The sequence below is a fragment of the Streptomyces glaucosporus genome, from assembly GCF_039533345.1.
Classification (GTDB): domain Bacteria; phylum Actinomycetota; class Actinomycetes; order Streptomycetales; family Streptomycetaceae; genus Streptomyces; species Streptomyces glaucosporus.
In genome coordinates, this window is record NZ_BAAATJ010000003.1 from 162,409 (window position 1) to 187,820 (window position 25,412).

Annotated in this window: 20 protein-coding genes; 13 read left to right on the plus strand and 7 right to left on the minus strand. The window is 74.9% G+C overall.

Going from position 1 to position 25,412, the window contains the following annotated elements; all coding sequences use genetic code 11:
• Positions 1 to 717 (minus strand): GNAT family N-acetyltransferase, encoded by a 717-nt coding sequence (locus ABD358_RS04995; protein WP_344629602.1) that lies wholly within the window; start codon positions 715 to 717, stop codon positions 1 to 3.
• Between the two features lie 23 nt (positions 718 to 740).
• Positions 741 to 2,996, minus strand: a complete 2,256-nt coding sequence (locus tag ABD358_RS05000; protein ID WP_344629603.1) for a hypothetical protein — start codon at positions 2,994 to 2,996, stop codon at positions 741 to 743.
• A gap of 162 nt (positions 2,997 to 3,158) precedes the next feature.
• Between ABD358_RS05000 and ABD358_RS05005 the strand changes: the two genes are divergently transcribed.
• Positions 3,159 to 3,575: a cupin domain-containing protein gene (locus ABD358_RS05005; protein ID WP_344629604.1), complete on the plus strand. Its 417-nt coding sequence runs from the start codon at positions 3,159 to 3,161 to the stop codon at positions 3,573 to 3,575.
• Between the two features lie 117 nt (positions 3,576 to 3,692).
• On the opposite strand, the gene ABD358_RS05010 is transcribed toward ABD358_RS05005, so the two are convergent.
• The 3 genes from ABD358_RS05010 to ABD358_RS05020 all read right to left on the minus strand — a co-directional run bounded on the left by ABD358_RS05010 (position 3,693) and on the right by ABD358_RS05020 (position 6,618).
• Positions 3,693 to 4,154 (minus strand): hypothetical protein, encoded by a 462-nt coding sequence (locus tag ABD358_RS05010; protein WP_344629605.1) that lies wholly within the window; start codon positions 4,152 to 4,154, stop codon positions 3,693 to 3,695.
• Between the two features lie 279 nt (positions 4,155 to 4,433).
• Positions 4,434 to 5,774 carry a deoxyguanosinetriphosphate triphosphohydrolase gene (locus ABD358_RS05015; RefSeq protein ID WP_344629796.1) on the minus strand — a complete coding sequence of 447 codons (1,341 nt, stop codon included), beginning with the start codon at positions 5,772 to 5,774 and terminating at the stop codon, positions 4,434 to 4,436.
• An 85-nt stretch (positions 5,775 to 5,859) separates the two neighbouring features.
• A complete protein-coding gene (locus ABD358_RS05020) occupies positions 5,860 to 6,618 on the minus strand; it encodes a sirohydrochlorin chelatase (protein WP_344629606.1) in 759 nt (252 codons plus the stop codon).
• 161 nt (positions 6,619 to 6,779) lie between these two features.
• Between ABD358_RS05020 and ABD358_RS05025 the strand changes: the two genes are divergently transcribed.
• On the plus strand, positions 6,780 to 8,978 hold the full coding sequence (locus ABD358_RS05025) for a molybdopterin oxidoreductase family protein (protein ID WP_344629607.1): 2,199 nt from the start codon (positions 6,780 to 6,782) through the stop codon (positions 8,976 to 8,978).
• 58 nt (positions 8,979 to 9,036) lie between these two features.
• Here the strand turns inward: ABD358_RS05025 and cutA are convergent, their stop codons facing one another.
• Positions 9,037 to 9,411 (minus strand): divalent-cation tolerance protein CutA, encoded by a 375-nt coding sequence (gene cutA, locus ABD358_RS05030; protein WP_344629608.1) that lies wholly within the window; start codon positions 9,409 to 9,411, stop codon positions 9,037 to 9,039.
• Between the two features lie 167 nt (positions 9,412 to 9,578).
• Here cutA and ABD358_RS05035 point away from each other — a divergent pair, with 167 nt between their 5' ends.
• From ABD358_RS05035 to nirD, 5 genes are all read left to right on the plus strand, one after another.
• Positions 9,579 to 10,160, plus strand: a complete 582-nt coding sequence (locus ABD358_RS05035; protein WP_344629609.1) for a SanA/YdcF family protein — start codon at positions 9,579 to 9,581, stop codon at positions 10,158 to 10,160.
• Complete coding sequence (locus ABD358_RS05040) at positions 10,157 to 11,479, plus strand: cytochrome P450 family protein (protein WP_344629610.1); 1,323 nt, start codon at positions 10,157 to 10,159, stop codon at positions 11,477 to 11,479. Before ABD358_RS05035 ends, ABD358_RS05040 begins: the two co-directional genes overlap by 4 nt.
• Positions 11,480 to 11,602: 123 nt before the next feature.
• The gene (locus ABD358_RS05045) at positions 11,603 to 12,880 is read left to right on the plus strand and encodes an NAD(P)/FAD-dependent oxidoreductase (RefSeq protein WP_344629611.1); all 1,278 of its coding nucleotides are present in this window, start codon (positions 11,603 to 11,605) and stop codon (positions 12,878 to 12,880) included.
• Between the two features lie 2 nt (positions 12,881 to 12,882).
• Entirely contained in the window at positions 12,883 to 15,480 is a 2,598-nt protein-coding gene (nirB, locus tag ABD358_RS05050) for a nitrite reductase large subunit NirB (RefSeq protein WP_344629612.1), read from the plus strand.
• Complete coding sequence (nirD, locus tag ABD358_RS05055; RefSeq protein WP_344629613.1) at positions 15,477 to 15,848, plus strand: nitrite reductase small subunit NirD; 372 nt, start codon at positions 15,477 to 15,479, stop codon at positions 15,846 to 15,848. Before nirB ends, nirD begins: the two co-directional genes overlap by 4 nt.
• A 103-nt stretch (positions 15,849 to 15,951) precedes the next feature.
• On the opposite strand, the gene ABD358_RS05060 is transcribed toward nirD, so the two are convergent.
• A complete protein-coding gene (locus ABD358_RS05060; protein WP_344629614.1) occupies positions 15,952 to 17,277 on the minus strand; it encodes a glycoside hydrolase family 10 protein in 1,326 nt (441 codons plus the stop codon).
• A 254-nt stretch (positions 17,278 to 17,531) separates the two neighbouring features.
• Between ABD358_RS05060 and ABD358_RS05065 the strand changes: the two genes are divergently transcribed.
• The 6 genes from ABD358_RS05065 to ABD358_RS05090 all read left to right on the plus strand — a co-directional run bounded on the left by ABD358_RS05065 (position 17,532) and on the right by ABD358_RS05090 (position 25,307).
• A complete protein-coding gene (locus ABD358_RS05065; RefSeq protein WP_425576262.1) occupies positions 17,532 to 18,599 on the plus strand; it encodes a LacI family DNA-binding transcriptional regulator in 1,068 nt (355 codons plus the stop codon).
• A gap of 161 nt (positions 18,600 to 18,760) precedes the next feature.
• The gene (locus tag ABD358_RS05070) at positions 18,761 to 20,095 is read left to right on the plus strand and encodes an extracellular solute-binding protein (protein ID WP_425576245.1); all 1,335 of its coding nucleotides are present in this window, start codon (positions 18,761 to 18,763) and stop codon (positions 20,093 to 20,095) included.
• Positions 20,092 to 21,000 (plus strand): carbohydrate ABC transporter permease, encoded by a 909-nt coding sequence (locus ABD358_RS05075; RefSeq protein WP_344629617.1) that lies wholly within the window; start codon positions 20,092 to 20,094, stop codon positions 20,998 to 21,000. Before ABD358_RS05070 ends, ABD358_RS05075 begins: the two co-directional genes overlap by 4 nt.
• On the plus strand, positions 20,997 to 21,920 hold the full coding sequence (locus ABD358_RS05080) for a carbohydrate ABC transporter permease (protein WP_425576246.1): 924 nt from the start codon (positions 20,997 to 20,999) through the stop codon (positions 21,918 to 21,920). Before ABD358_RS05075 ends, ABD358_RS05080 begins: the two co-directional genes overlap by 4 nt.
• 49 nt (positions 21,921 to 21,969) lie before the next feature.
• Positions 21,970 to 24,234: a beta-xylosidase/alpha-l-arabinosidase gene (locus ABD358_RS05085; RefSeq protein WP_344629618.1), complete on the plus strand. Its 2,265-nt coding sequence runs from the start codon at positions 21,970 to 21,972 to the stop codon at positions 24,232 to 24,234.
• 152 nt (positions 24,235 to 24,386) lie between these two features.
• A complete protein-coding gene (locus tag ABD358_RS05090; RefSeq protein ID WP_344629619.1) occupies positions 24,387 to 25,307 on the plus strand; it encodes an oxidoreductase in 921 nt (306 codons plus the stop codon).
• Positions 25,308 to 25,412: the final 105 nt, after the last annotated feature.

Sequence of the window (25,412 nt, forward strand, 5' to 3'; positions counted from 1 at the left end):
TCAGATCCCGTCAGGGGTGGACAGCGGCAGCGCTTCGGGGGGGTCCAGGGGCAGCAGCCGGATGCCGCCGGGGCGCGCCAGGCCCTCCCTCAGCCGCCGCACCGCCCCGTCCGGCTCCGCCTCCCCCTCGGACAGCAGGTAGTCCTCGACGAACGCGCGGACCGGCCCGGGGGCGACCGTGCCCTCCTCCCGTCCCCCGCCGCCGGCCGCCCGGGCGAGCACCAGCAGCAGCATCCCGTGGACGCGGCCGGCTCCGGGCCGCAGCGCCGGCTGGAAGTACGGGAGGTCCAGGGCGCGCGCGCCGTGGCGGGCGTAGAAGCGCAGCCGGGCGGCCGGGTCCCCGTACGCCCGGTCCGCCTTGTGCGCCAGCGGGTGCTCCACCTCGGCGAGCGTCAGCAGCGGGCGGAAGCGCTCCTGCCACGCCCCGGCGACCTCCTCCAGCAGGAGGCTCCCCAGGCCCTTCGAGCGCAGCCCGGGGCGGACGGTCAGGTAGGACAGCAGCAGGACCCGGCTGCCGGGGTCCCACTCCCCGACGGCCGCCGCCACCGGCGTGCCGTCGGCCTCCACGGCGGCGGTCACCACCGCGGTCCCCTCTGCCAGCCGGGTGCGGAGCCACTCCAGGGTCTCCATCTCGTCGGCCGGGAACGACGGGACGAGCAGGTCGTCGTAGACGCGCGCCAGCAGCGGATCACCGTCGGCGACGTCCCGTACCCGCACCGCCGCCTCCTCAGCCCACGGGCCTACGCCCCTCCGTCCGTCCTCTCGTCCGTCACCCGGCGGAACACCCATCCCGCCACGACCGCCAGCGTGAGGACCACCACGATGATCCCCCATGCGCCCCAGTCCTTCACCTCGTAGCCGGACTGGAAGATCTGGCCGAGACCGGAGATGCCGATCGCCGCGATCACCGCGAGCAGGGTGTCCAGCCTGTTCCTGCGCCGGCGTTCCGCCTCCGCCTCCGCCCGGCTCTCCTGCTCCCTGCGCTGCCCGGCGATCTTGTCGACGACCACGCCGAGCTGCTCGTGCGCCACCTCCTCGATGCGGTGCACGAGCTCGTCCACCCGCTTCGGGTAGCCGGAGGCGTCCAGCATCCGCTCCAGGGTGTGGGCCGCGACCGGCGAGGAGAGCAGGGACGGGGAGCGGATGAGCGCCATGGTCGACCTGGCCTGTATCGCGAACTCGTCCAGACGGATCTTCTCCGCGTCCAGCTCCCTCGACAGGTCCGCCAGGACGTCGGCGCCGGCCGACGACCGGCCGTCCCCGGCCACCCTCGCCTGCAGCTCCCTGATCTTCCGGTAGTGGTCGGCCAGTTCGTCGGACCAGCCGGCGAAGAGCCCCTCCAGGGAGGCGGCGAACTCCGCCATGGCCCTGTCCCCCTTCATGACGAAGTCGGCGGTCCCGAACCCGACCAGCACCGTGGTGTTGCAGGTGGTCAGCACCCGGTTCCCGGTCACGTTCACGAAGTCCGACGACAGGGCCTCGCCGGTGACGTAACGGCTCCACTCGGCCACCGCCCCCGTGAAGTTGGGGACCGGGCTGGTGAGCACCTGCGCCCCCGCGGCGGCGGCGAGCTCCTCGGGAGTCGTCACCTCGCGGCGGGCGGAGGAGGGGTCCGCGCGCGGGCCCGGGACCACCGACGCCTCGTCGACCGAGACGACCACGTGGAACATGCCGGGCCGGGCGACGGCCCTCACCCGGTCGAACCCGTCGGCCGCGCGCAGTCCTTCCGCGGTGTCCAGGGCGAGTTGCAGGGCGAGGTCCGACAGGCGCGGCCAGTGCGCCGCCCCGGCGCCGCCGTCCCCGGCGCCGCCCGAGAACACCACGCGTCCCGCGCCGTGTTCGGGCGCGGCCCGGAACATCAGCGCGTGGAGGCCGGCCGGGGAGAGGTCCTCGGCCTCCGTCTCGAAGCGGACGCAGTGGTTGCCGAGCCGGGAGAACCTGATCTCGGCCCTGAGCCTCGCCAGTTCCGCTCCGTCGAGGCCTCGGACGGCCACCTCCGGCAGGTGGACGGAGGCCCCCTCGTAGCGGCGGCCGAGCGAGTCCGCCCCGTCCCAGACGTCGTCCAGGTCCAGGGAGTGGTGGACCTGGACGGCTCCGGCCCCCGCGAGACGCCACCCGGCCGCCTCCCGTACGGCGCACTCGACGGCCTCCTCGGGGCTGACGCCCCGCAGGGAGAACGGGTACAGGTACACCACCGTGCCCCGGTCCAGCCGCAGCCAGTCCCTGCCGGCGTCGCGGCTCAGGGCGGCGAGGCTGAACCGGTGGGCGCGGAGTTCGCTGCGGTGCCTCCGGTCGATCCGGTCGTCGTCCTCCGCCGCGGCCAGCGCCTCGATCGCGGAGTCCGGCGGGGTTCCGTCCCGCAGGAACGCCTCGGCCGCGCGTGCCGCGAGGGCCGTCGCGGTGCCGTGGGCGGTGTCCCTGTCGGCCACCCGCGTCACGTACTCCCGTACGCCCGCGTACTCCGCGGGGAGCTCCGCGGCCAGCGCGGCCGCCTCCCGGGCGTGCGCCACGGCGCTGTCGGTGGCCTCGGCCAGCGCGGTGAACAGGCCGCTGGCCATCGCGTTCTCCGCCGTGATCCTGGCGTCCAGGGTGTCCATCAGGCGGAGCGCCGCGTCCGCCGCCGTCCCGTCCGCGGGGTGCCGGGGCGTCCAGTGGTCGCGGACACAGCCGCGTGCGCCCCGCAGCGTGTCCCAGAGCAGGCTGAAGTGGTAGGAGGTCTCCCACGCCTCCGCCACCTCGTGGACCAGGTAGAGCAGCAGCAGGGGCACGCCGCCCGGCTCGTCCGTCACCTTCGGCAGCTGTGCCGACACCTCCGCCGCCGCCTGGGCCAGGCGGTCCGGCGGCCGCCTGCCGGAGGGCACGCCGTCCCGGATGGGCTCGGTGTTCCAGCGCGGCAGACGCCACAGGCTCCGGGTGTCCACTCCCCGGCGGTCCAGCCAGGCACGCAGGGGCTCGGGGTCCCCGTTCCACAGGGGGTCCGTCAGTTCCGCGAACATCCGGGCAGGCTAGCGGTCCCCGCCGGCTTCCGGTACGGCTCCGCGGAACCGGTGCGTGTACCGGGCAACGGATACGGGCGTCCCACGGTGCGGGCGGGCCCGCGGCGATCATGCCCGGAAAAGGCCGGGACACCCGGCGCGGCTCGGGCCAGAATCGGCCCTATGGACACCGAACCCGCACAGCGGCCCGCGCGGCCCGTGAACCTGACCGAGGCGCTGGCCTCCTTCACGGACGTCTACAGCCCGCGGATCGTCACCCGCGTCAACGACTACGACGTGCGGATCGCCCACGCCGAGGGGGAGCACGTCTGGCACGTCCACGAGGACACCGACGAGTTCTTCCTCGTCCTCGACGGCCGGTTCGACATCGCCCTGCGCGACGCCGACGGCGTCGAGTCCACCGTCGTGCTGAACAAGGGGGACGTCTTCGTCGTGCCGCGCGGCACCGAGCACAAGCCGTCCTCGCCGGGAGGGTCGATCCTGATGTTCGAACCCACCGGCACGGCCTCGACCGGCGACCGCCACGAGGGCGAGATCCCCTCCCACGTGGACAGCACCACCGGGCACGCCCTCTCCTGACGCCCGGCCCCGCCGTGCGGCCGGGCTCCCGCCGAGGGCCGTTCCCAGGGCGCCGCACACCCGCCGGGCGCGGTGCCCGGCGGGTGCGGTGCGTGGGGTGACACGCGGTGGGAGGGGTTACCGGATGAAGAGACTCCGGCCCTCCACCTCGACGTGCTCGCCCGGGTAGACGGTGTCCACCGCGTACCCGGTGCAGTAGTCGCCCTCGAAGATCAGGGCCGCCCGGTTGGTGTAGTTGCCGACCGTCGTCTCGCGGCCGCGTCCGTCGCCGCCGCGTCCGTCGTCGTTCCCGCCGCCGGTGGGGGTGGTGGCGGGAGTGGTGGTGGCGGGTGTGTCGGTGGCGGTGCCGGCGGGGGTGTCGGCCGGCAGCTGGGCGGCGATGTCGGCGGCGGCGCCTTCCTCGAGGGTCACGGCGCGGCCGCCCCGGTCCCCGAGGAGGGCGTAGCAGCCGCTCGGGTTCTGGAAGGACCTGTCCCCGAGGACGAGGAGTCCCTCCGCCGCGGACGCGGAGGTGGGAACGGAGAGGGTCATCAGAGCCGCCGCGGCGAGGGAGCCCAGCGTTGTGGTGATACGTCGCATGGACGGTGTGCCTTTCCGAAGAACTGGCAGAAGGTCGGGCCCGGTGGGGCCTCACCCCCGATGCAATCCGCCCGCCGTCCCGTCTGCCACCGCAGTTGGGGCGTTGGGGTGGTTGTCGCCCGCCGCCGTCCTCCGGTCCGGTGCGTGGCCGGCCCCGGGACCCGTCGGGCGATCGGGTGGCGCCGGGCCCCGGGGGCCGTGGGGACTCGCCCCGTTCGCGGTCGGACCGGGACCCCTTCCGGACCGGTGCCGCGCGTGTGACCGCCGGCCGCGTCCGGCTCACCCCGCGCCGGTGTCGACGACCGTGGTGCCGGTGCCGGTGAGGCGGGCGTGGAGGCGGCGGGCCGAGGCGTCGGTGAGGGAGGCGATCTGGTCGACGACCACCCGCAGCCGGTCCGCGTCGGTGCCGGCCGCCGCGAACAGCGCGCGGAACTGGGGGTCCAGGCCGGCCGGGGCGCGGGCGGTCAGCGCGTCCGCCAGTTCGAGGAGGACGGCGCGCTGCTCGCGGCGCAGCCGCTCCTGGTCGGGGCGCTGCATGACGTACCGGGCGGCGACGGCCTTGAGCACGTCGCACTCCAGCCGTGTTCCGCGCGGCACCACCAGGCGGGCGGCGTAGCGGGTGAGGCGGCCCGGACCGTACACCTCCCGGGTGGCGCCCTCGGCGGCCAGGCAGAAGCGGCCGATGAGCTGGCTGGTGGCGTCCTTCAGCCGGGCCTGGGCGACGGCCGTCCCGTCGTAGCCGTGCGGCCACCACTCCTGGTCCAGCAGCCGGTCGAGGGCCTCGGCCAGTTCGGCCTCCTCGGTGCCGGGCGGCGCGTAGCGGCGGGCGGCGACGGCAAGCACCTCGCGGCGCTCGGGCTCGGCCAGCAGGAGGTTGGGGTCGAGGTGCCCGGCGTGGAGGCCGTCCTCCAGGTCGTGGACGGAGTAGGCGACGTCGTCGGACCAGTCCATGACCTGCGCCTCGAAGCACCGCCGGCGCCCGGGGGCGCCGCGCCGGAACCACTCGAAGACCGGCAGGTCGTCCTCGTAGACGCCGAACTTCTTCGAGGCGGGGTCGTCCGGGTGGCCGCCGCGCGGCCAGGGGTACTTGGTGGCGGCGTCCAGCGCGGCGCGGGTGAGGTTGAGGCCGACGCTGACCGGCCGGACGCCGTCCCCGGTCCGCTCCTCGGCGAACCGCTTCGGCTCCAGCCGGGACAGCAGCCGCAGCGACTGGGCGTTGCCCTCGAAGCCGCCGCAGGGCGCGGCGATCTCGTCCAGCACCCGTTCGCCGTGGTGCCCGAAGGGCGGATGGCCCAGGTCGTGGGCGAGGCAGGCGGTCTCCACCAGGTCCGGGTCGCAGCCGAGCGCGTCGCCCAGCTCCCGGCCGACCTGGGCGCACTCCAGGGAGTGCGTCAGCCTCGTGCGGGGGGTGGCGTCCCACGCCTGCGCGGCTCCGCCGGGGGCGACGACCTGGGTCTTGCCCGCCAGCCGCCGGAGCGCGGCGGAGTGGAGCACCCGTGCCCGGTCGCGCTGGAAGGCCGTCCGGCCGGGGCGTTTGTCGGGCTCGGGCACCCAGCGTTCGAGTGCCGCCGCGTCGTAGTGCGCGGTCTCGTGCCCGGTCTCGTGCAGGGTCTCGTCCATGCCGTACGCATCGCCGTGTCCGCCGTCCACACACCGACCGTACGCGTGCCCTGCGACATCCGGGGGCCGCTGCGGCGTCCGGGGGTCACGAGGCGCGGGCCGCGACGCTCAGGCGGCCGGGAAGGGAGGCGGCGCGGGCCTCGTCGTAGCGGTGCAGCACCAGGCGGGCCAGGGCCGGGTGCGCGCCGAGCGGCCGGGCGGCGGGCAGGCCGGGGACGGCCCGCGCGCACCGGGCGGCGAAGAGGCCGGGGGCGGTGAAGTACGAGGCGACGGCGGTGCGGTGGCGGCCCGCGGCCCGCAGGGCGGCCACCGCCTCGGGAACGGTCGGCGCGGCGGCCGAGGCGTAGGCGGGGACGACGGGGGTGCCGCCGAGGCGGGCGGAGAGCAGGGCGGCCGTCCGCCCGGCGTCCACGGCGGACTCCGGGTCGCGGGAGCCGGCGGCGGCCAGCACCACGCCGCCGGTGCGGGAGGCGGTCCAGCCGGTCTCCGCCAGGCGCGCGGCGAGGGCGTCGGCGAGCAGGGGGTGCGGGCCCAGCGGGGCGGCGATCCGCGTCCGCAGGTGCCGGGCGGCGGCAGCGGCCCGCGGCAGGTCGTGCTTGACGTGGTGGCCGCGGCCGAACAGCAGCGGGACCAGGACGGTCTCGCCGGGCGGCAGCGCGTCCAGGGCGTCCGTGAGCAGGGGCTCGTTCAGTTCGACGTGCCCCAGTTCCGCCCGCAGTCCGGGCCGCAGCGACCGGACGAGCGCCAGCAGCGCGGTGACGGTGCGCAGCGCCTCGGGGTCGCGGGAGCCGTGGGCGACCGCGACCAGGACGGGCGCGGGGCCGGGCAGGAGGGAGGGAGTCATGGGGGCGAGTGTGGCGGGCGCCGGTTGCCCCGCCGTTGCGCGGCCGTGTCGTCCGGTTGCGGACGGCTCACGCCGCGCCCCGGGCCGGGAGGAGGCCGGTGTGCCCCTCCCGTAACCCGCGGGGGCGCGGGGCGTAACACGCGCCGCGCACGCTGTGCGGCATGAGCGCGACGACTGCCCCGCCCGCCGGTCCGGCCCCCGGTTCCCCCGCGGCGTCCGTGGAAACCCACTGCCCCTACTGCGCCCTGCAGTGCGGCATGGCGCTGCGGCCGGCCGCGGACGGCGCGGCGGGCGGTGTGGAGGCGGTCGGGCGCACCGCGTTCGACGTCAACCGCGGCGCCCTGTGCGGCAAGGGCCGCACCGCGCCCGCCCTGCTGTCCTCCCGGGTGCGGCTGACCGGGCCCCTGGTCCGCCGCCGCCCCGGCGGGCCGCTGGAGCCGGCGTCCTGGGAGGAGGCCCTGGACCGCGTCGCCCGGGGCCTGTCGGAGGTGCGGGCCGCGCACGGGCCGGACGCGGTCGGGGTGTTCGGCGGGGGCGGGCTGACGAACGAGAAGGCGTACGCGCTGGGCAAGTTCGCCCGTCTGGTGCTGGGCACCTCGCAGATCGACTACAACGGGCGGTTCTGCATGTCCTCGGCCGCCGCCGCCCTGAACAGGGCGTTCGGTCTGGACCGGGGCCTGCCGTTCCCGCTGGCGGACATCCCCCGCACCGGCTGCGTGATCCTGGTGGGCGCCAATCCCGCCGACACCATGCCGCCCGCCCTGCGGTACTTCGCCGAGCTGCGCGAGAGGGGCGGGAAACTGGTCGTCGTCGACCCCCGGCGCACCCGGACCGCCGAGCAGGCCGACCTCCACCTGGCCCCGCGTCCGGGCACCGACCTGGCCCTCGCCCTGGGCATGCTGCACCTGGTGGTGGCCGAGGGGCGGGTGGACGAGGAGTTCGTGGCGGCCCGCACCACCGGCTGGCCCGAGGCGCGCGCCGCGGCGATGGCGCACTGGCCGGAGCTGGTGGAGCGGATCACCGGGGTGCCGGTGCCGCGGCTGCGGGAGGCGGTCGCGATGTTCTGCGACGCGCCCGCCTCGATGGTGCTCACCGCGCGCGGTCCCGAGCAGCAGTCGAAGGGCACCGACACCGTCGGCGCCTGGATCAACCTGTGCCTGGCCACCGGCCGGGCGGGCCGCCCGCTGTCCGGCTACGGCTGCCTGACCGGCCAGGGCAACGGCCAGGGCGGGCGCGAGCACGGCCAGAAGGCCGACCAGCTCCCCGGTTACCGCCGGCTGGACGACCCGGCCGCGCGCGAGCACGTGGCCCGGGTGTGGGGCGTGGACCCGGACGTGCTGCCGGGGCCGGGGCGCAGCGCGTACGAGCTGCTGGACGCGCTCGGCCGCGACGTGCGCGCCCTGCTGCTGACGGGCTCCAACCCGGTGGTCTCCGCGCCGCGCGCCGCCCATGTGGAGGAGCGGATCGCCTCGCTGGACTTCCTCGCGGTGTGCGACGTGGTGCTCTCCGAGACGGCCAAGCTGGCCGACGTGGTGCTGCCGGTGGCGCAGTGGGCGGAGGAGACGGGCACGACGACCAGCCTGGAGGGCCGGGTGCTGCTGCGCCGCAAGGCCGTGGACGCCCCGCCCGGGGTGCGCACCGATCTGGAGGTGCTGAACGCGCTCGCCGCCCGGCTGGGCTGGGAGAGGGGCTTCCCCACGGACCCGGAGGAGGTCTTCGGCGAGCTCCGCCGGGCCTCGGCCGGCGGCCGGGCGGACTACTCCGGCATCACCTACCGGCGCATCGCCGAGGAGGACGGCGTCTTCTGGCCGTGCCCGGACGTCCCCGCGGGGGACGGCTCCCCCGGCCCGCACCCCGGCACCCCGCGCCTGTTCCTGGACCGCTTCGCCACCGACGACGGCCGGGCCCGCTTCGTGCCCGTCGCCCACCGGCCCCCGGCGGAGGAGCCGGACGCGGAGTACCCGCTGCTGCTCACCACGGGCCGGGTGCCGGCCCAGTACCAGTCGGGCGCCCAGACCCGCCGGGTGGCGGAGCTGAACGACGCCGCGCCCGGCCCCTTCGTCGAGCTCCACCCGCGGCTGGCCGGGAGGCTGGGGGTGGCCGGGGGCGAGCCGGTCGCGGTGGTCTCGCGGCGGGGCCGGGCGGTGGCCCCGGCCCGGATCACCGCCGGCATCCGCCCGGACACCGTCTTCATGCCGTTCCACTGGCCGGGCGCGGGCCGCGCCAACTCCCTGACCAATCCGGCCCTGGACCCCGTCTCGCGGATGCCGGAGTTCAAGGTGTGCGCGGTCCGGGTGGAGCGCGCCGGGGACGGCGGCTCCGGCGGCACAGCCGCGCCGGGGACGCCGGAGGCGGGGTGAGCGCGGCGGCGGGCGGACCGCGGAGCGCCTCCGGGGAGGACGCCGCCGCGCGCCGCGGTCAGTCGCTCCCCGCCTCCCCGCCGTCCGCCTCGCGCACCTCCGCGGCGACCCACGCCAGGTAGTCCGCGCCGCCCCGGACGACGGGGGTGGCGATGATCTCCGGGGTGTCGTAGTCGTGGGCCGCGCGCAGGTGCGCCTCCAGGGCGTCGTAGCGGTCCGCCGTCGTCTTCAGCAGCACCTGCCACTCGCGCTCGGACTGCACGGCGCCCTCCCACCGGTACACCGAGGTCACCGGCCCGGTCACCTGCGCGCACGCCGCGAGGCGGGCCTCCACCGCGCCGCGGGCCAGCGCGTCGGCCTTCTCGGGGGTGTCGGTGGTGGTCAGCACGGTCAGGACGCCCGCCGTCCGCACCGCCCGCGTCGTCTCCGTCATCGCCGCCGCTCCTCGTCTCGTCCCTGTCGCCCGTCCTGCCGGTCCTGCCCGTCCTGCCGGTCCTGCCGGTCCTGCCGGTCCTGCCGGTCCTGCCGGTCCTGCCGGTCCACGGTAGCCGGGCGGCCCCGGCACGCCGCGGGACGTCACCTGCGGTGCGCGCGGTGCCGGTGGCCGGTGACAACAGCCGCCGCGACTACGGCGGGACGGGCGCGATGCGCGCCTGTCCGGTGCGGCGCGGCGTTCCCGCCGGGGACGCGGTCGGCGACCACGCGGGCTTCGACACCTGGGACTCCCGCTCCCGGGCCCGCCGGATCTTCGGCGTCGAGCGCGCCCCGCCGGTGAGCCGGGACTTCCACGTCCGCCGCGCGCCGGCCCTGTGCCGGGCGGCCGGTGCCGACGCGTACGGCGTCGGGGCCGGGGAGCCGCACGGCGCCATCTGGTGCCACGGCGCCCTGCGCGAGGTGGCGAGTGCGGTCAAGGCCGGGCCGGACGCCGCGTTCACCCCCGGCCCGCGCTTCCCCGGGCCGCGCGGGCGGGATCCGGGGCGGGCCCTGGCCGACCGAGCCCGGCGGGCGGGCCCGCCGATCAGGTGGAAGCGCTCCGCGCAATACCGCGGTCACTCGTCAGGGGTATCCCAACCCGCTTTTCAGACAAGGAGATTGACCTCACACGCCGGAAGGGCGTTGTCTCCGGGTGCGGACCTCGCCCACCGCGTCGCCTCTCTCCCCCCCCCCGGAGCCACGCCATGATCGCCATCCCCCACCGCCTGCCTCCGGCCGGACCGCCGCCGGGCCGCCGCCGTCCCGTCCCGCTGTACGCGCCGGGCCCCGGCGGGAACGGCCTGCACGCGCTGTACGAGCGGCTGCGGGCCGAATACGGTCCGGTCGCCCCCGTGGCCCTCGCCCCGGACCTCCACGCCTGGCTCGTCCTGGGCTACCGGGAGGTGCTGCTGCTGGCCCGGAACGAGCGGGACTTCGGCCGCGACCCGCGGTGCTGGAACCTGCTGCGCGAGGGTCTCGTCCCGGCCGGCTCACCGCTGCTGGCGTCCCTCGGCCTGCGCCCGGCTCCGCCGCCCGCCGGCGGGCGGCGGCACCCGCGGATGCGGGCGGCCGTCACCGGCGCGCTGGCCCGGTTCGGCGGGCACGAACTGGGCCGCGCGGTGCGGGCCGCGGCCGAGCGGCTGGCCGGCTCCTTCGCCGGGCGGCGCGAGGTCGACCTGGTGGCGCACTACGCGCGCAGGCTGCCGCTGTCGGTCCTCGCCCTGCTGCTGGGCGCGGACGAGCGGACCGGCTGGCAGGTGGCCGAGGCCGCCGCCGGCGCCGCCGCGGTCAGCGCGGACTCCCCCGACGCCGTCCGCCGCCTGGAGCGCCTCCTGGGCGCGCTGATCGCGGAGAAGCGCGGACGGCCGGGCGCCGACGTCGTCTCCCTGCTGCTGGCGCACCCCGCCGCGCTGACCGACGAGGAGGTGCTGCACAGCGTGGCGCTGACGGCCGGGATCGCCCACCAGACGACCAGGGACTGGATCGCCTCCGCCCTCCACGTCCTGCTGACCGACTCCGCCGTGCGGTCCTCCCTGGACGACGGGCGCCTCACCGTGGACGACGTCCTCGACCTGGTGCTGTGGCGGTTCCCTCCCGTCCAGCACCTCCCCGCCCGCTACGCCACCCGCGACCTGCTCCTGGGCGGGCAGGACGTCCGGGCCGGGGACATGCTCGTCCTGGGGCTGGCCGCCGCCAACACGGACCCCCGGGCGCTGCCCCGGGGCGGGCGGCCGGTGCCGGGGAACCGGGCGCACACGGCGTTCGGCGCGGGCCCGCACGCCTGCCCGGCCCAGGCGCAGGCCCGGCTGATCGTGCGGACGGCCGTGGAGGTCCTCCGGAACCACCTGCCGGACATGGAACTCTCCGTGCCCCAGGAGGAGTTGGTGTGGGCGTCGTCGCCCTGGGCCAGGCGCCTGGCGGCGCTGCCCGTCCGGCCGGCCGCGCGGCGGACCGCCTCCGCCGTGCCGTGCGCGTCCGTGCCGTGCCCGTCCGCGCCGTGCGCGCCGCCGGCCCCCGAACCGGCCTGATCCCGCCCGGGCCGCGCCGTCGTCCGGGGCTCACACCCCGGGCCGGTGCGCGCTGAGGGCGGCGTTGCCCGGGGGAAACAGCCGGGATGCCGGAGGGAAACAGCGGCGCGGCACGCTGCCCGCATGACCTCGACGACACGTGTGGTGGTGATCGGCGGCGGGATGGCCGCCGCGCGGCTCGCCGGGCAGCTGTCCGCCGCCGGCGCCGCCGTGGACCTGACGGTCGTCGGCGAGGAGCCGTACGCGCCGTACAACCGGGTGCTGCTGGCCGAGGTGCTGGCCGGACGGTACGGGCCGGAGGTGACGGCCCTCCCCCTGCCGCCCGCCGCCCGCTGGCTGCGGGGGGTGCGGGCGGTCCGCCTGGACCGGGCCGGGCGGCAGGTGCTCTGCGACGACGGCTCCTCGGTGCCGTACGACACCCTGGTGCTGGCCACCGGCGCCAACCCGGTGCTGCCGCCGCTGCGCGGCCTGTCCGGCGGCGGCCCGCCCGGCGCCGCCCCGGGCGGACGCGAACTGCCCCGGGGCGTCCACCCCTTCCGCACCCTGTCCGACTGCCGGGCCCTGATGGCGGAGGCCCTCCCCGGGACGCGGGCGGTCGTGGTCGGCGGCGGCCTCCTGGGGGTCTCCGCCGCCCGCGCGCTGGCCGGGCGCGGCGTCCGCACCGTCCTCGCCCACCAGGGCGAGCACCTGATGGAGGGCCGGCTGGACGCCCGCGCCTCGGCGCTGCTCCGCGACCACCTGGAGGGCCTGGGCGTGGAGGTCCACACCGAGTGCCGGGTGCGCGGGCTGGAGACCCGGACCGGCGGGACCGGCGGGCGGGCCGTCCGCGCGGTCGAACTCGCCGACGGCTACCGGCTGGAGGCCGAGGTCGCCGTGCTGGCCTGCGGCGTACGGCCGCGGACCGGGCTCGCCCGGGCGGCCGGGCTGGAGGTCCGCGAGGGGATCGTCGTCGACGACGGGCTGCGCACCTCCGATCCCCGGATCCACGCCGTCGGCGACTGCGCCGAGCACCGCGGGACGGTCTACGGCCTGGCGGGCGCCGCCCAGGACCAGGCCGACGCGCTGGCCCGCGTCCTGCTGGGGGCGGACGGCGCCGCGTACGCCGGCACCCGGGCGCTGACCCGGCTCACCCTCGCCCCGCCCGCCGGCGGACCGGGCCGGACGCTGGACCTCGCCGCGTTCGGCGAGACCGTGCCCCGGCCGGAGGACGACGTCGTCCGCCTCGCCGACGCCACGCGCGGCCTCTACCGCAAGGTCGTCGTCCGCGGCGGCCGGCTCGCCGGCGGGATCCTCCTGGGCGACCTCGGCGCCGTCGGCACGCTCGCCCGCACCTGGGAGGACGACGAACCGCTGCCCTCCGCCCCGCTGCTCCACCTGATCACCGACGATGGAGGCCTGTAGACATGCCCCGAACGCCACACCCCACGATCGTGCTCGTCGGACACGGGATGGTCGGCCAGCGGTTCCTGGAGGAGCTCGCGGACCGGGGGGTCACCGGGCGGGCCCGGGTGGTCGTGCTGTGCGAGGAGCCGCGGCCCGCGTACGACCGCGTCCACCTCACCTCGTACTTCTCCGGCACCTCCCCCGAGGAGCTGTCCCTGGTGGACGAGGGCTTCATGGCGAGGCACGGCATCGAGCTGCACGTGGGCGACCCGGCCGTCTCGGTCGACCGCGAGGCGCGCACCGTCACCTCGCGCGCCGGGCTGGAGATCGGCTACGACACGCTGGTGCTGGCCACCGGCTCGTACCCGTTCGTACCGCCCGTACCGGGCCACGACAGCACCGGCTGCTTCGTCTACCGCACGGTGGAGGACCTGCTCGCCATCGAGGAGTACGCGCGCGGCAGCCGGGTCGGCACCGTCGTCGGCGGCGGCCTGCTCGGCCTGGAGGCGGCCGGGGCGCTCGACGGGCTGGGGCTGGAGACCCACATCGTGGAGTTCAACCCGCGGCTGATGTCCCTCCAGGTCGACGAGGGCGGCGGCGCGGCGCTGCGCCGGACCGTCGAGGGGATGGGGCTGATCGTCCACACCGGCGTCGGCGGGCAGGAGATCACCGCGGACGAAAGCGGGGCCGTCACCGCGATGACGCTCTCGGACGGCTCGGTGATCGCCACCGACCTGGTGGTCTTCTCGGCGGGCGTGCGGCCCCGCGACCGGCTCGCCCGCGACTGCGGGCTGGAGGTCGGCGAGCGCGGCGGCATCGCCGTCGACGAGAGGTGCCGCACCTCCGACCCGGCCGTGTACGCCATCGGCGAGTGCGCGAGGGCCGCCGACGGCACGGTGTACGGACTGGTCGCGCCCGGCTACGAGATGGCCGCGGTGGCGGCGGAGACGATCGCCGGCGGCGCGGGGGCGTCCTTCACCGGCGCCGACACCTCCACCAAGCTCAAGCTGCTGGGCGTGGACGTCGCCTCCTTCGGCGACGCGCACGGGAGGACCGAGGGCTGCCTGGACGTCGTCTACTCCGACTCGCGCGCCGGCGTCTACAAGAAGCTGGTGGTCGCCCCCGACGGCACCCTGCTGGGCGGGGTGCTGGTCGGCGACGCCGAGGCGTACGGCACGCTGCGCCCGATGACCGGCGGCGTCCCGCCGGTCGCCCCCGAGCAGCTCGTCCTGCCCGCCGGGGCCGGGGCGCCGGCGGCACTGGGGCCGGCCGCGCTGCCGGACGACGCGGTGATCTGCAGCTGCCACAACGTCACCAAGGGGACCGTCCGGGCGGCCGTCGCCGACCACGCGTGCACCACCGTGCCCGAGGTGAAGAAGTGCACCCGGGCGGGCACCGGCTGCGGAAGCTGCGTGAAGGTGCTCACCGCGCTGGTCGACGCCGAGCTGGAGGCGGGGGGCGTCACCGTCGACAAGGGCCTGTGCGGCTGCTTCTCCCACACCCGCGGCGAGCTGTACGAGATCGTCCGCACCCGGCGGCTCACCACCTTCGCCGAGCTGCTGGACGGCCACGGCCGCGAGGAGGCCCGCGGCGGCGACGGCTGCGAGATCTGCAAGCCGGCCGTCGCCTCGGTCATCGCCTCGCTCGCCCCGGTGCTGGGCGCCGGCGGCTACATCCTGGACGGCGAGCAGGCCGCGCTCCAGGACACCAACGACCACCACCTGGCCAACCTCCAGCGCAACGGCTCGTACTCGGTCGTGCCGCGCATTCCCGGCGGGGAGATCACCCCCGAGAAGCTGATCGTGATCGGCGAGGTGGCCCGCGACTTCGGCCTCTACACCAAGATCACCGGCGGGCAGCGGATCGACCTGTTCGGCGCCCGCGTGGACCAGCTCCCGGCGATCTGGGCGCGGCTGGTGGACGCCGGTTTCGAGTCGGGCCACGCCTACGGCAAGGCGCTGCGCACGGTGAAGTCGTGCGTGGGCTCCACCTGGTGCCGCTACGGGGTGCAGGACTCGGTGCGGATGGCCATCGACCTGGAGCTGCGCTACCGGGGCCTGCGGGCGCCGCACAAGCTGAAGGCGGCGGTCTCCGGCTGCCAGCGCGAGTGCGCCGAGGCGCGGAGCAAGGACTTCGGCGTGATCGCCACCGCCAACGGCTGGAACCTGTACGTGGGCGGCAACGGCGGCGCGACCCCGCGCCACGCCGACCTGCTGGCCCAGGACCTGTCCGACGCCGAACTGGTCCGGCTGATCGACCGCTTCCTGATGTTCTACGTCCGCACCGCCGACCGGCTGGAGCGCACCGCGGCCTGGCTGGAGCGGATCGAGGGCGGCCTGGACCACGTGCGGGACGTGGTCGTCCACGACTCGCTGGGGCTGTGCGACGAGCTGGAGGCGCTGATGGCCGGGCACGTGGCGAACTACCGGGACGAGTGGGCGGAGACCCTGGACGATCCCGAACGGCTGCGGCGCTTCGTGTCCTTCGTCAACGCGCCGGGCACGCCCGACCCCTCGGTGCGGTTCGTCCCCGAACGCGAGCAGGTCAGGCCCGACCTGACGATCCTGTCCGGCCCGGACATCCCCGTCCGCACTCCCGAAGGGAGCCTTTCCCGATGACCGTCACCGCCTCCGAGGACGTCACGACCGCCGCGGCAGCCGACCCGCGCGTGGAGGTGCGGGCCGGCGGCGACTGGGCCGCGGTGTGCGCCCTGTCCGACCTGCTGCCCGGCCGGGGGGTGGCGGCGCTGCTGCCCGACGGCCGCCAGATCGCCCTCTTCCGGGACCGGGCGGGCCGGACCTACGCCGTCGGCAACCGCGATCCGTTCACCGGCGCCTGCGTCCTCTCGCGCGGGCTGCTGGGCTCGGCCGGCGGCCGGGCGTTCGTGGCGTCGCCGCTGCTGAAGCAGCGGTTCGACCTGGCCACGGGGCGCTGTCTGGACGACGACGGGGTGTCGGTGCCCGTCTACGCCGTCCGCACCCGCTGAACCGGCCGCGGCCCGTGTGGGGCGGGCCGCGACCGGGGCGGCCCCGTCCGGCGCACCGTCCGCCCTGCCCTGACGGTCGGCGCGCCGGCCGGGAGACCGGGGGTCAGCCCGCGGCGCACCTCTGGCCGCCGAGGCTGACGGCGGTGCCGTCCTGGGCCGAGCCTCCGCCGGTCTGGAAACCGAAGGAGACCGTCCCGCCGGCCTGGACCGTGCCGTTGTACGCGGCGTTGGTCACGGTGACGCGGTTGCCGCTCTGGGAGAAGCTTCCGTTCCAGCCGTTGGCGACGGTCACGCCCGCCGGGAGCTCGAACTCCGCGCGCCAGCCGTTCAGGGCCTGGGTGGTGCGGACGGTGACGGAGACGACCGAGCCGGTGGCCCAGCGGTTGGAGACGGTGAAGACGGCGGTGCAGGCGTTGGGGTCGTCCGGCTCGTCCGGCTCGTCCGGCTCGTCACCCGGGTCGTCCGGGCCGTCACCCGGGCCGCCGCCCGCATCGGCGAAGGCGGCCTTCAGCGCCTCGTAGGCGGGCTTGGGCCGGTAGTCGCTGTCCCAGGGGCAGGCGTCGCCCTCGCCGGGGAAGGTGCCCGGCACCCAGGAGTCGCGGTCGCTGATGCCCCAGACGGTGATGCCGGAGCAGGCGGAGACCGCCAGGCAGGCGTCGGCCACGGCCCGGTAGTCCCGGGCCTGCTGCTGGAGCTTGGTGCTGTCGGAGGGCGTCCGCATCCGGATGTCCAGCTCGGTGATCGCGACCTCCAGGCCCAGGTCGGCGAAGCGCTGGAGGTTCTGCTGGATCGCGGGGCCGTTCACGTTGCCGACGATCAGGTGGCTCTGGAAGCCGACCCCGTCGATGGGCACGCCCTGGGACTTCAGCCGCTGCACCAGCCGGAACAGGCCGTCGCTCTTGGCGTTGCGGACCTCGGTGTTGTAGTCGTTGATGAAGAGCTTGGCGTTCGGGTCCGCGGCGCGGGCCGCCCGGAAGGCGTCGGCGATGTAGGACTCGCCGAGCTGCTGGTAGAACTTGCTCTGCCGGAAGGTGCCGTCCTCGTTGAACGCCTCGTTGACCACGTCCCAGCGCTGGACCTGGCCCCGGTAGCGGCCGGCCTGGGTGGTGACGTGGTCGGTCATGATGGTGCGCAGCTCGGTGTTGGAGAACGAGCCGTTCTGCAGCCACTGGGGCATCTGGCTGTGCCAGACCAGGGTGTGGCCGTAGACGAGCTGGTCGTTCTGCTGGGCGAACTGCACCAGCCGGTCGCCGCCGGCCCAGTTGAACTGGCCGCGCTGCGGCTCGACCGCGTCCCACTTCATGGCGTTCTCGGCCGTGACGCTGCTGAACTCGGTCGCGGCGATGCCCCGGTAGGTGCTGTTGCTCAGCAGCCCGTCGTTGATCGCCGTGCCGATGAAGCGGCCGGTGGGCTCGGCCTCCTCCCTCAAGGTGGGTACGGCCGCCTGACTCGTGCCGGCGAAACCGAAGGCCAGGGTGGCCGCCGCCGCGGACGCGGCTACGACTGCCCTGGCTAAACGACGTACGGTGCGTACACGGTGTGACCTCATGCTGGGGTGTCCCTCTCTCGACGCCCCGGAACACTTTCCGGAAGACTGTTGGAAGGTTTCGAGGGTGCGCCGGGAACGGTAGAGCCGATGGGAACGCCCGTCAACGGTGGAGGAGCAAGGGCATGACAGACGGCATGACGGAGAGCGCGGCGGGCACGGCCGGCGGGGTCGCCGAGCAGAGAATCGCGCCGAAGGTGGAGCAGAAGGTCACGATCACGGCGATCGCCCAGGAGGCCGGGGTCTCGGTCCCCACCGTCTCGCGCGTGGTCAACGGCCGGTCGGACGTCGCGCCCGCGACCCGCGCCAGGGTCGAGGAGCTGCTGCGGCAGTACGGGTACCGCCGCCGCACCTCCTCCTCCGGTGACCGTCCCGCCCTGATCGACCTGGTCTTCAACGACCTGGACAGCCCGTGGGCCGTGGAGATCATCCGCGGGGTGGAGGAGACCACGCACGAGGTCGGCTTCGGCACGGTGGTCTCGGCGATCCACGACCGCGCCGGCTCGGCCCGGCAGTGGATGCGCAACCTGCGGGCCCGGGCCTCGGGCGGCGTGATCCTGGTGACCTCGGTCCTGGAGCCGGTGCTGCACGAGGAGCTCCACCGGCTGGGCGTGCCGCTGGTCGTGGTGGACCCGGCCGGGTCGCTCGCCCTGGACGCGCCGACCGTCGGAGCCACCAACTGGGCCGGCGGCATGGCGGCCACCGAGCACCTGCTCCGGCTCGGCCACCGCCGGATCGGCTTCATCGCCGGCCCGCCGCGCCTGCTGTGCAGCCGTGCCCGGCTGGACGGCTACCGCGCCGCGCTGGAGGCGGCGGGCGTGCCCGTGGACGACCGGCTCATGGTGCCCGGCGACTTCTACCACGAGTCCGGCTTCACCGGCTGCAACCGGCTGATGGACCTGGACGAGCCGCCCACCGCGCTGTTCGCCTCCAGCGACCAGATGGCGCTGGGCGCCATCGAGGCGCTGCGGCGGCGCGGGATGCGGGTGCCGGAGGACGTCAGCATCGTCGGTTTCGACGACCTTCCGGAAGTGCGCTGGTCCGCTCCGCCCCTGACCACGGTGCGTCAGCCGCTGGTGGAGATGGGCAAGGTGGCGGCCCGTACCGTGCTGCGCCAGGCCCGGGGCGAGGAAGTGGACTCCCCGCGCGTGGAACTCGCCACCGAGCTGGTCGTTCGTGCCAGCACGGCGCCCCCGCGGGCCTGAGCCCGGGGCGTCCCGCCGGACATCCGGAGGTCACGGGAACATCACATCCCGGCCCGCTCCTCCCGTTTCTTTGTCAGACCCGTTGACACACGCATGGCGCATCCGTACGTTCCCCACACCACTACCGATAATTTTCGGATTCCTTCCGGAAGGTATGCGCGATGCGAACAGCAGTGCTGGGCTCTGCGAAGGCGGGCCGTAGAGGGTTCCGGCGGCGCCACGCCGCCACGGTGACGGCAGCCGCTCTGGCCGCCTCCCTGCTCACCGCCTGCGGCAGCGGCGGCCCCGGCGAGTCGAAGGCCGACACCCTGGAGGTCTGGGTCTACCAGGACGCCTCCACCAAGGTGCAGCGAGACGCGGTCGAGCGCTTCAACAAGAACTCGGACGTCAAGGCCAAGCTCGTCGAGGTGCCCGGTGAGGGCTACCAGGACAAGATGCGCAGCGCCATGGGCACCCCCAACGCCCCGGACGTCTTCTTCAACTGGGGCGGCGGCAGCATCAGCAACTTCGTCGAGAAGGACATGCTGGTCGACCTCACGCCCGAGTTCGAGAAGGACGCCGAATTCAAGGAGTCCTTCATCCCCTCGATCCTCGAGGCGGGCAAGGTCAACGGGAAGTACTACGGCGTCCCCATGCGGGGCATGCAGCCGGTGATCCTCTTCTACAACAAGGAGGTCTTCGAGAAGGCCGGCGCCGAGCCGCCGAACTCCTGGGAAGACGTCCTCAAGCTGATCGACACCTTCAAGAAGGAAGGCGTCACCCCCTTCGCGCTCGCCGGCACCGACGCCTGGACCGAGCTGATGTGGGTCGAGTACCTGCTGGACCGCATCGGCGGCTCCGAGGTCTTCCAGCGCATCCAGGACGGCGACTCCAAGGCCTGGGGCGACCCGGCCGTCCTGAAGACCGCCGAGACCATCCGCGACCTCGTCGACCGCGGCGCGTTCGGCAACAACTACAAGTCGGTCAACTACACGGCCGACGGCGCCTCCACCCTCTTCGCCAAGGGCAAGGCCGCCATGCACCTGATGGGCAGCTGGGAGTTCTCCAACCAGAAGGCCAACCAGCCGGAGTTCGCCGAGAAGCACCTGGGCTGGACCACCTTCCCCTCGCTCCCCGACGGCAAGGGCGACCCCAAGAGCGTGGTCGGCAACCCGACCAACTTCTGGTCGATCAGCTCCAAGCTGAAGGGCAAGCAGCGCGAGGCGGCCATCGAGTTCGTCAAGACCGCGAGCGAGGACTGGTACGCCGAGTCCCTGGTCGACAACGGCGACGTCCCCACCACCTCGGACTCCGAGGACCTGGTGGCCGGGCACGACGCCCCCGACTACGCCATCTACCAGTACGACATGGTGCGCGACGCCCCGTCCTTCACCCTCTCGTGGGACCAGGCCCTGCCGGCGCAGCAGGCCTCGCCGATGCTCACCAACATCCAGAAGCTCTTCAACAAGCAGCTCAGCCCCGAAGAGTTCGTCGACGCCATGAAGGCTCTCAAGTGAAGCAAGCAGCACCGACCGCGTCGCCGCGCGTGGGCCGCCCGGGCATTGCCTGGGCGGTTCCCGGCGTGTTGTTCTTCGTCCTGTTCGCCGTGGGCCCCATGGCCCTGGTCGTCTACCTCTCCTTCACCAGCTGGGACGGCCTCGGCTCCTTCCCCTCGGTGAGCGGCACCGGCAACTGGGAGCGCCTGTTCAGCGACCCCACCATGCGGCAGGCCATCTGGCTGAGCGTCGTGCTCACCGCGGCCAGCTGGCTGATCCAGACGCCGATCGCCCTGCTGCTCGGGGTGTGGTCGGCCGGGCGGCAGAAGAACCGGGCCGTTCTCAGCGCGATCTTCTTCCTGCCGCTGCTCGCGTCCTCGGTGGCCCTGGCGCTGCTGTGGAAGTCGCTGCTGGACCCCAACTTCGGCCTGATCTCCGAGATCGGCCCGTGGTTCGGCCTGGAGGACGGAAACCTGCTCGGCTCCGGGCAGGGCGCCATGGCCGCGGTCGCCTTCGTCGCCGCCTGGCAGTTCATCCCGTTCCACACCCTGCTCTACCAGGGCGGCGCCCGGCAGATCCCCAAGTCCTTCTACGAGGCCGCCTCCCTCGACGGGGCGGGAACCGTCCGGCAGTTCTTCTCCATCACCCTGCCGCAGCTGCGCAACACCATCGTCACCTCCTCGGTGCTGATGGTGGTCGGCGCGCTGACCTTCTTCGACACCGTCCTCATCCTGACCGAGGGCGGGCCGGGAACGGACACCACGATCGTGCCCTACCTGATGTACGAGACCGGCTTCCAGGCCTACGACATGGGCTACGCCAGCGCCATCGCCACCGTCCTCGTCGTGGTCGCCACCGCCATCTCCCTGCTGATGGTCCGGATCTCCGGCTTCAGCGCCATGCGCAGCACCCGGGAGGGGATGTGAAGACCGCAACCCGGCCGGAGCAGCAGCAGCCCCGGCCCGCCGAGCCGCTCCCGCGGACCCCTCAGCGGCGGAACGACCGGGGCCTGCGCGGCAGGCTCCGGAGCGTCCGCAAGTGGAACATCCCGGCGGGCGTCGCCTCCGTCGTCTGGCTGGTCATCGTCGGCCTGCCGCTGTACGTCCTGGTCCTCACCACCCTCCGGGACCGCGACGCCTACTTCGACGAGGGCTCGCTCGCCCTGCCCACGAACCTGACGCTGGACAACTACCGCAAGGTGCTGGAGAGCGACTTCTTCACGTACCTGCTCAACACCGCGATCGTCACGGTGGCCACCGCGGCCATCGTCGTCGTCCTCTCGGTGGGCGTCGGCTACACCGTGGTGCGGACCCTCAGCCGCACCTCGCAGAAGATCTTCCAGTTCTTCCTGCTGGGCCTGGCCATCCCGGCCCAGGCGGTGATCATCCCGATCTACCTGCTGATCACCCAGATGAACCTGTACGACAGCCTGCTGGCGATCATCCTGCCGACGGCGGCGTTCTGCCTGCCGGTCTGCGTGCTGATCCTGGCCGGCACCATGCGGGACATCGAGGAGGAGATGTACGAGTCGATGGCGCTGGAGGGGGCGAGCCAGACCCGCGTCCTCCTCCAGCTCGTCGTCCCGCTCTCCCGCGGCGGGATCTCCACGGTCGGCGTCTACGCGGCGCTGCAGGCCTGGAACAACTTCCTCTTCCCGCTGATCCTCACGCAGTCCCGGGAGAGCCGGGTGCTCACCCTCGGCCTCTACGACTACGTGGGCCAGTTCCGGGTGGACATCCCGGCCCTGCTCGCCGCGGTCGTGCTGTCGATCGTGCCGATCTTCGTCGTGTACCTCTTCGCCCGCCGTCAGCTCATCAACGGCCTCATGGGCGCAGGCGGGCGCTGAGCCGCGCGGGGACCGCGCGAGACACGCCTGACGCTGAACAAGGAGCCTCATGCATCACCACCCCTGGCAGGACACCTCCCGCCCCGCGGAGGAACGCGCCGCCGATCTGCTGTCCCGGATGACGCTGGAGGAGAAGCTGGCCCAGCTCTCCAGCATCTGGCCCGGTTCCGAGGCCGAGGGCGAGGACGTCGCTCCGTTCCAGCACGAGGTCTCCGAGGCCGTCGACCTGGACGGCCTGCTGCCCCACGGCCTGGGCCAGATCACCCGCCCCTTCGGCACGGCTCCCGTGGAGCCGGGCGAGGGCGCCCGGGCGCTGGCCGCCTTCCAGAAGAAGGTCGCCGCGGCCAACCGGTTCGGCATCCCGGCCCTCGCCCACGAGGAGTGCCTGACCGGTTTCACCGCCTGGCAGGCCACCATCTTCCCCACCCCCCTGGCCTGGGGGGCGACCTTCGACCCGGCCCTGGTCCGGGAGATGGCCGCGGCCATCGGCGCCTCGATGCGCTCGGTCGGCATCCACCAGGGCCTCTCCCCCGTCCTGGACGTGGTGCGCGACCCGCGCTGGGGCCGCACCGAGGAGTCGATCGGCGAGGACCCCTACCTGGTGGGAACCGTGGCCACCGCCTATGTGGCGGGCCTGGAGTCGAGCGGGATCGTGGCCACGCTCAAGCACTTCGCCGGCTACTCGGCCTCGCGGGGCGGCCGCAACCACGCCCCCGTCTCGATCGGCCCGCGCGAGCTGGCCGACGTGATCCTCCCGCCCTTCGAGATGGCCCTGCGCGAGGGCGGCGCGCGCTCGGTGATGCACGCCTACAACGACATCGACGGCGTCCCGGCGGCGGCGAACCCCGACCTCCTCACCGGTCTGCTCCGCGAGGAGTGGGGGTTCGACGGCACGGTCGTCGCCGACTACTTCGGGATCTCGTTCCTGGAGCGGAACCACCGCGTCGCCGACTCCCCCGCCCGGGCCGGGGCCCTGGCCCTCGCCGCGGGCGTCGACGTGGAGCTGCCGAGCGTGCGCTGCTACGGCGAGCCCCTGCTGAAGGCCGTGCGGTCCGGGGAGGTCCCCGAGGAGCTGGTGGACCGGGCCGTGCTGCGGGTCCTGCGGCAGAAGTGCGAGCTGGGGCTGCTGGACCCCGACTGGACGCAGTCCTCGCCCGTCTCGGAGGGGCCGATCGACCTCGACCCGCCCGCGATGCGGGCCCTGGCCCGGCGCGTGGCCGAGGAGTCCGTGGTGCTGCTGGACAACCGCGAGGGCGTCCTGCCGCTCCACCCCACGGCCCGCATCGCCGTGGTCGGCCCGTACGCGAACGAGCAGTCCGCCATGCTCGGCTGCTACACCTTCCCCCGGCACGTCGGCGTCGAGCACCCCGAGCTGCCCGTCGGCGTGGAGATCCCCACGCTGCTGGACGCCCTGGGCGCCGAGCTGCCCGGCGCGGCCCTCACCGGGGACCCCGGTGACGCCGACGTCGTCGTCGCCGTGCTCGGCGACCGCTCCGGCCTCTTCGGGCGCGGCACCTCCGGCGAGGGCTGCGACGCCGAGGACCTCACCCTCCCCGACGGTCAGGCCGCGTTCCTGGACGAGCTGCTGGAGAGCACCGACCGCCCGGTCGTGCTGGTGCTCCTCACCGGCCGCCCCTACGCGCTCGGCCGGTGGGAGGGGCGGCTCGCCGCCACCGTGCAGGCGTTCTTCCCCGGGGAGGAGGGCGGACCGGCGGTCGCCGGCGTGCTCACCGGCCGGGTCAACCCCTCGGGCCGGCTCCCGGTCAGCGTGCCGCGCGGCAACGGCGGCCAGCCCTGGACCTACCTCGCGCCGCCGCTGGGCCTCAAGGGCGCGGCCAGCAACATCGACCCGACGCCCCTGTACCCCTTCGGGCACGGCCTGTCCTACACCACCTTCGCGTGGGAGGCCGCCGGGGCCGACTCCGACACCGTGCCGACGGACGGCGGCACCGGCGTCCGCCTCACCGTCCGCAACACCGGTGAGCGGGCCGGCACCGAGGTCGTCCAGCTCTACCTCCACGACCCCGTGGCCCGCACCGTCCAGCCGGTCAGCCGGCTGATCGGCTACGCGCGGGTGACGCTGGAGCCGGGCCAGGCCGCCGAGGTCGTCTTCGACTTCCACGCCGACCTGACCTCGTACACCCTGCGCCCCGGGCAGCGGATCGTCGAACCCGGCGCCGTGGAGCTGCGCCTGGCCGCCTCCAGCGCCGACGTCCGCCACACCGTGCCGCTGACCCTGACCGGGCCGGAGCGCACGGTCGGCCACGACCGCCGGATGTCCTGCGGCACGGAGGTGCGCGTCCTGGCCTCCTGACCGCCCCCGACCCATCCGGCCCCGGCGCCCCACTCCGGTGGCGCCGGACTTCTCGCCCCGGCCTCCCGCCCGGCCTACGCTGTGCCCCGCGAAGGTGACCGATCGCGCCGTCACGGTAGACCGGGCGGGGCCGAGGCGAGGAGCGACAGGGCATGGGCTGGACCGCGCGGGACATCCCCGACCTCGGCGGGCGGACCGCCGTGGTCACCGGCGCCAACAGCGGCCTGGGCCAGGTCACCGCGCGTGAGCTGGCCCGGCACGGCGCGCGGGTGGTGCTCGCCTGCCGCGACCGGCGGCGGGGCTCGGCGGCCCTGTGCCGGCTGCTCCACCAGGTGCCGGACGCGCGGGCCGAGATGCGGCTGCTGGACCTCGCCGACCTGGCCTCGGTGCGGGCCTTCGCCGACGCCCTGCCCTTCGACGAACTCCACCTGCTGGTCAACAACGCCGGGCTGATGGCCCTCCCCCGCTCCCGCACCGCGGACGGCTTCGAGACGCAGTTCGGGGTGAACCACCTCGGCCACTTCGCGCTGACCGGCCTGCTGCTGCCGCGGCTGCTGGCCGCCCGCGGCGCCCGGGTGATCACCGTCTCCAGCCTCGCCCACGCCATGGCGAACGTCGACCTCCACGACCCGAACGCCGAGCACCGCTACCACCCCTGGATCGCCTACGCCCGGTCGAAGACGGCGAACCTGCTGTTCACCCGCGAACTGGCCCGCCGCGCCGCCCCCCACCACATCCTCTCCGCCGCCGCGCACCCCGGGTACTCCTCGACCGAGCTCCAGGCCAAGGGGCCGCGGCTGGCGGGCCGCCACGGGAGGGAGAGGGCCGCGCGCCTGCTCAACCGGCTCCTCGCCTCCTCCCCCGAGGCGGGCGCCCTCCCCATCCTCCACGCCGCGACCGCCCCGATGGTCCGGCAGGACTCCTTCACCGGGCCGAGCCGGCTGGGCGTGCGCGGGGAGCCCGGCCCGTCCTGGCGCGCGCCCTGGACCCGCGACAACGCCGCCGCCGAGCGCCTGTGGGCGGTGTCCGAGCGCCTCACCGGCGTGCGCTACGAGTTCCCGCCGTACCGGTGAGCGGCGGCCCGGTGAGCGGCGGCCGTCCGCCCGGCCGGGCGGGCGACCGGACCGCGGAAGCCCGGGCGGGACGAACGGTGTTGGGGCAACCGGCCACCCGGAGCG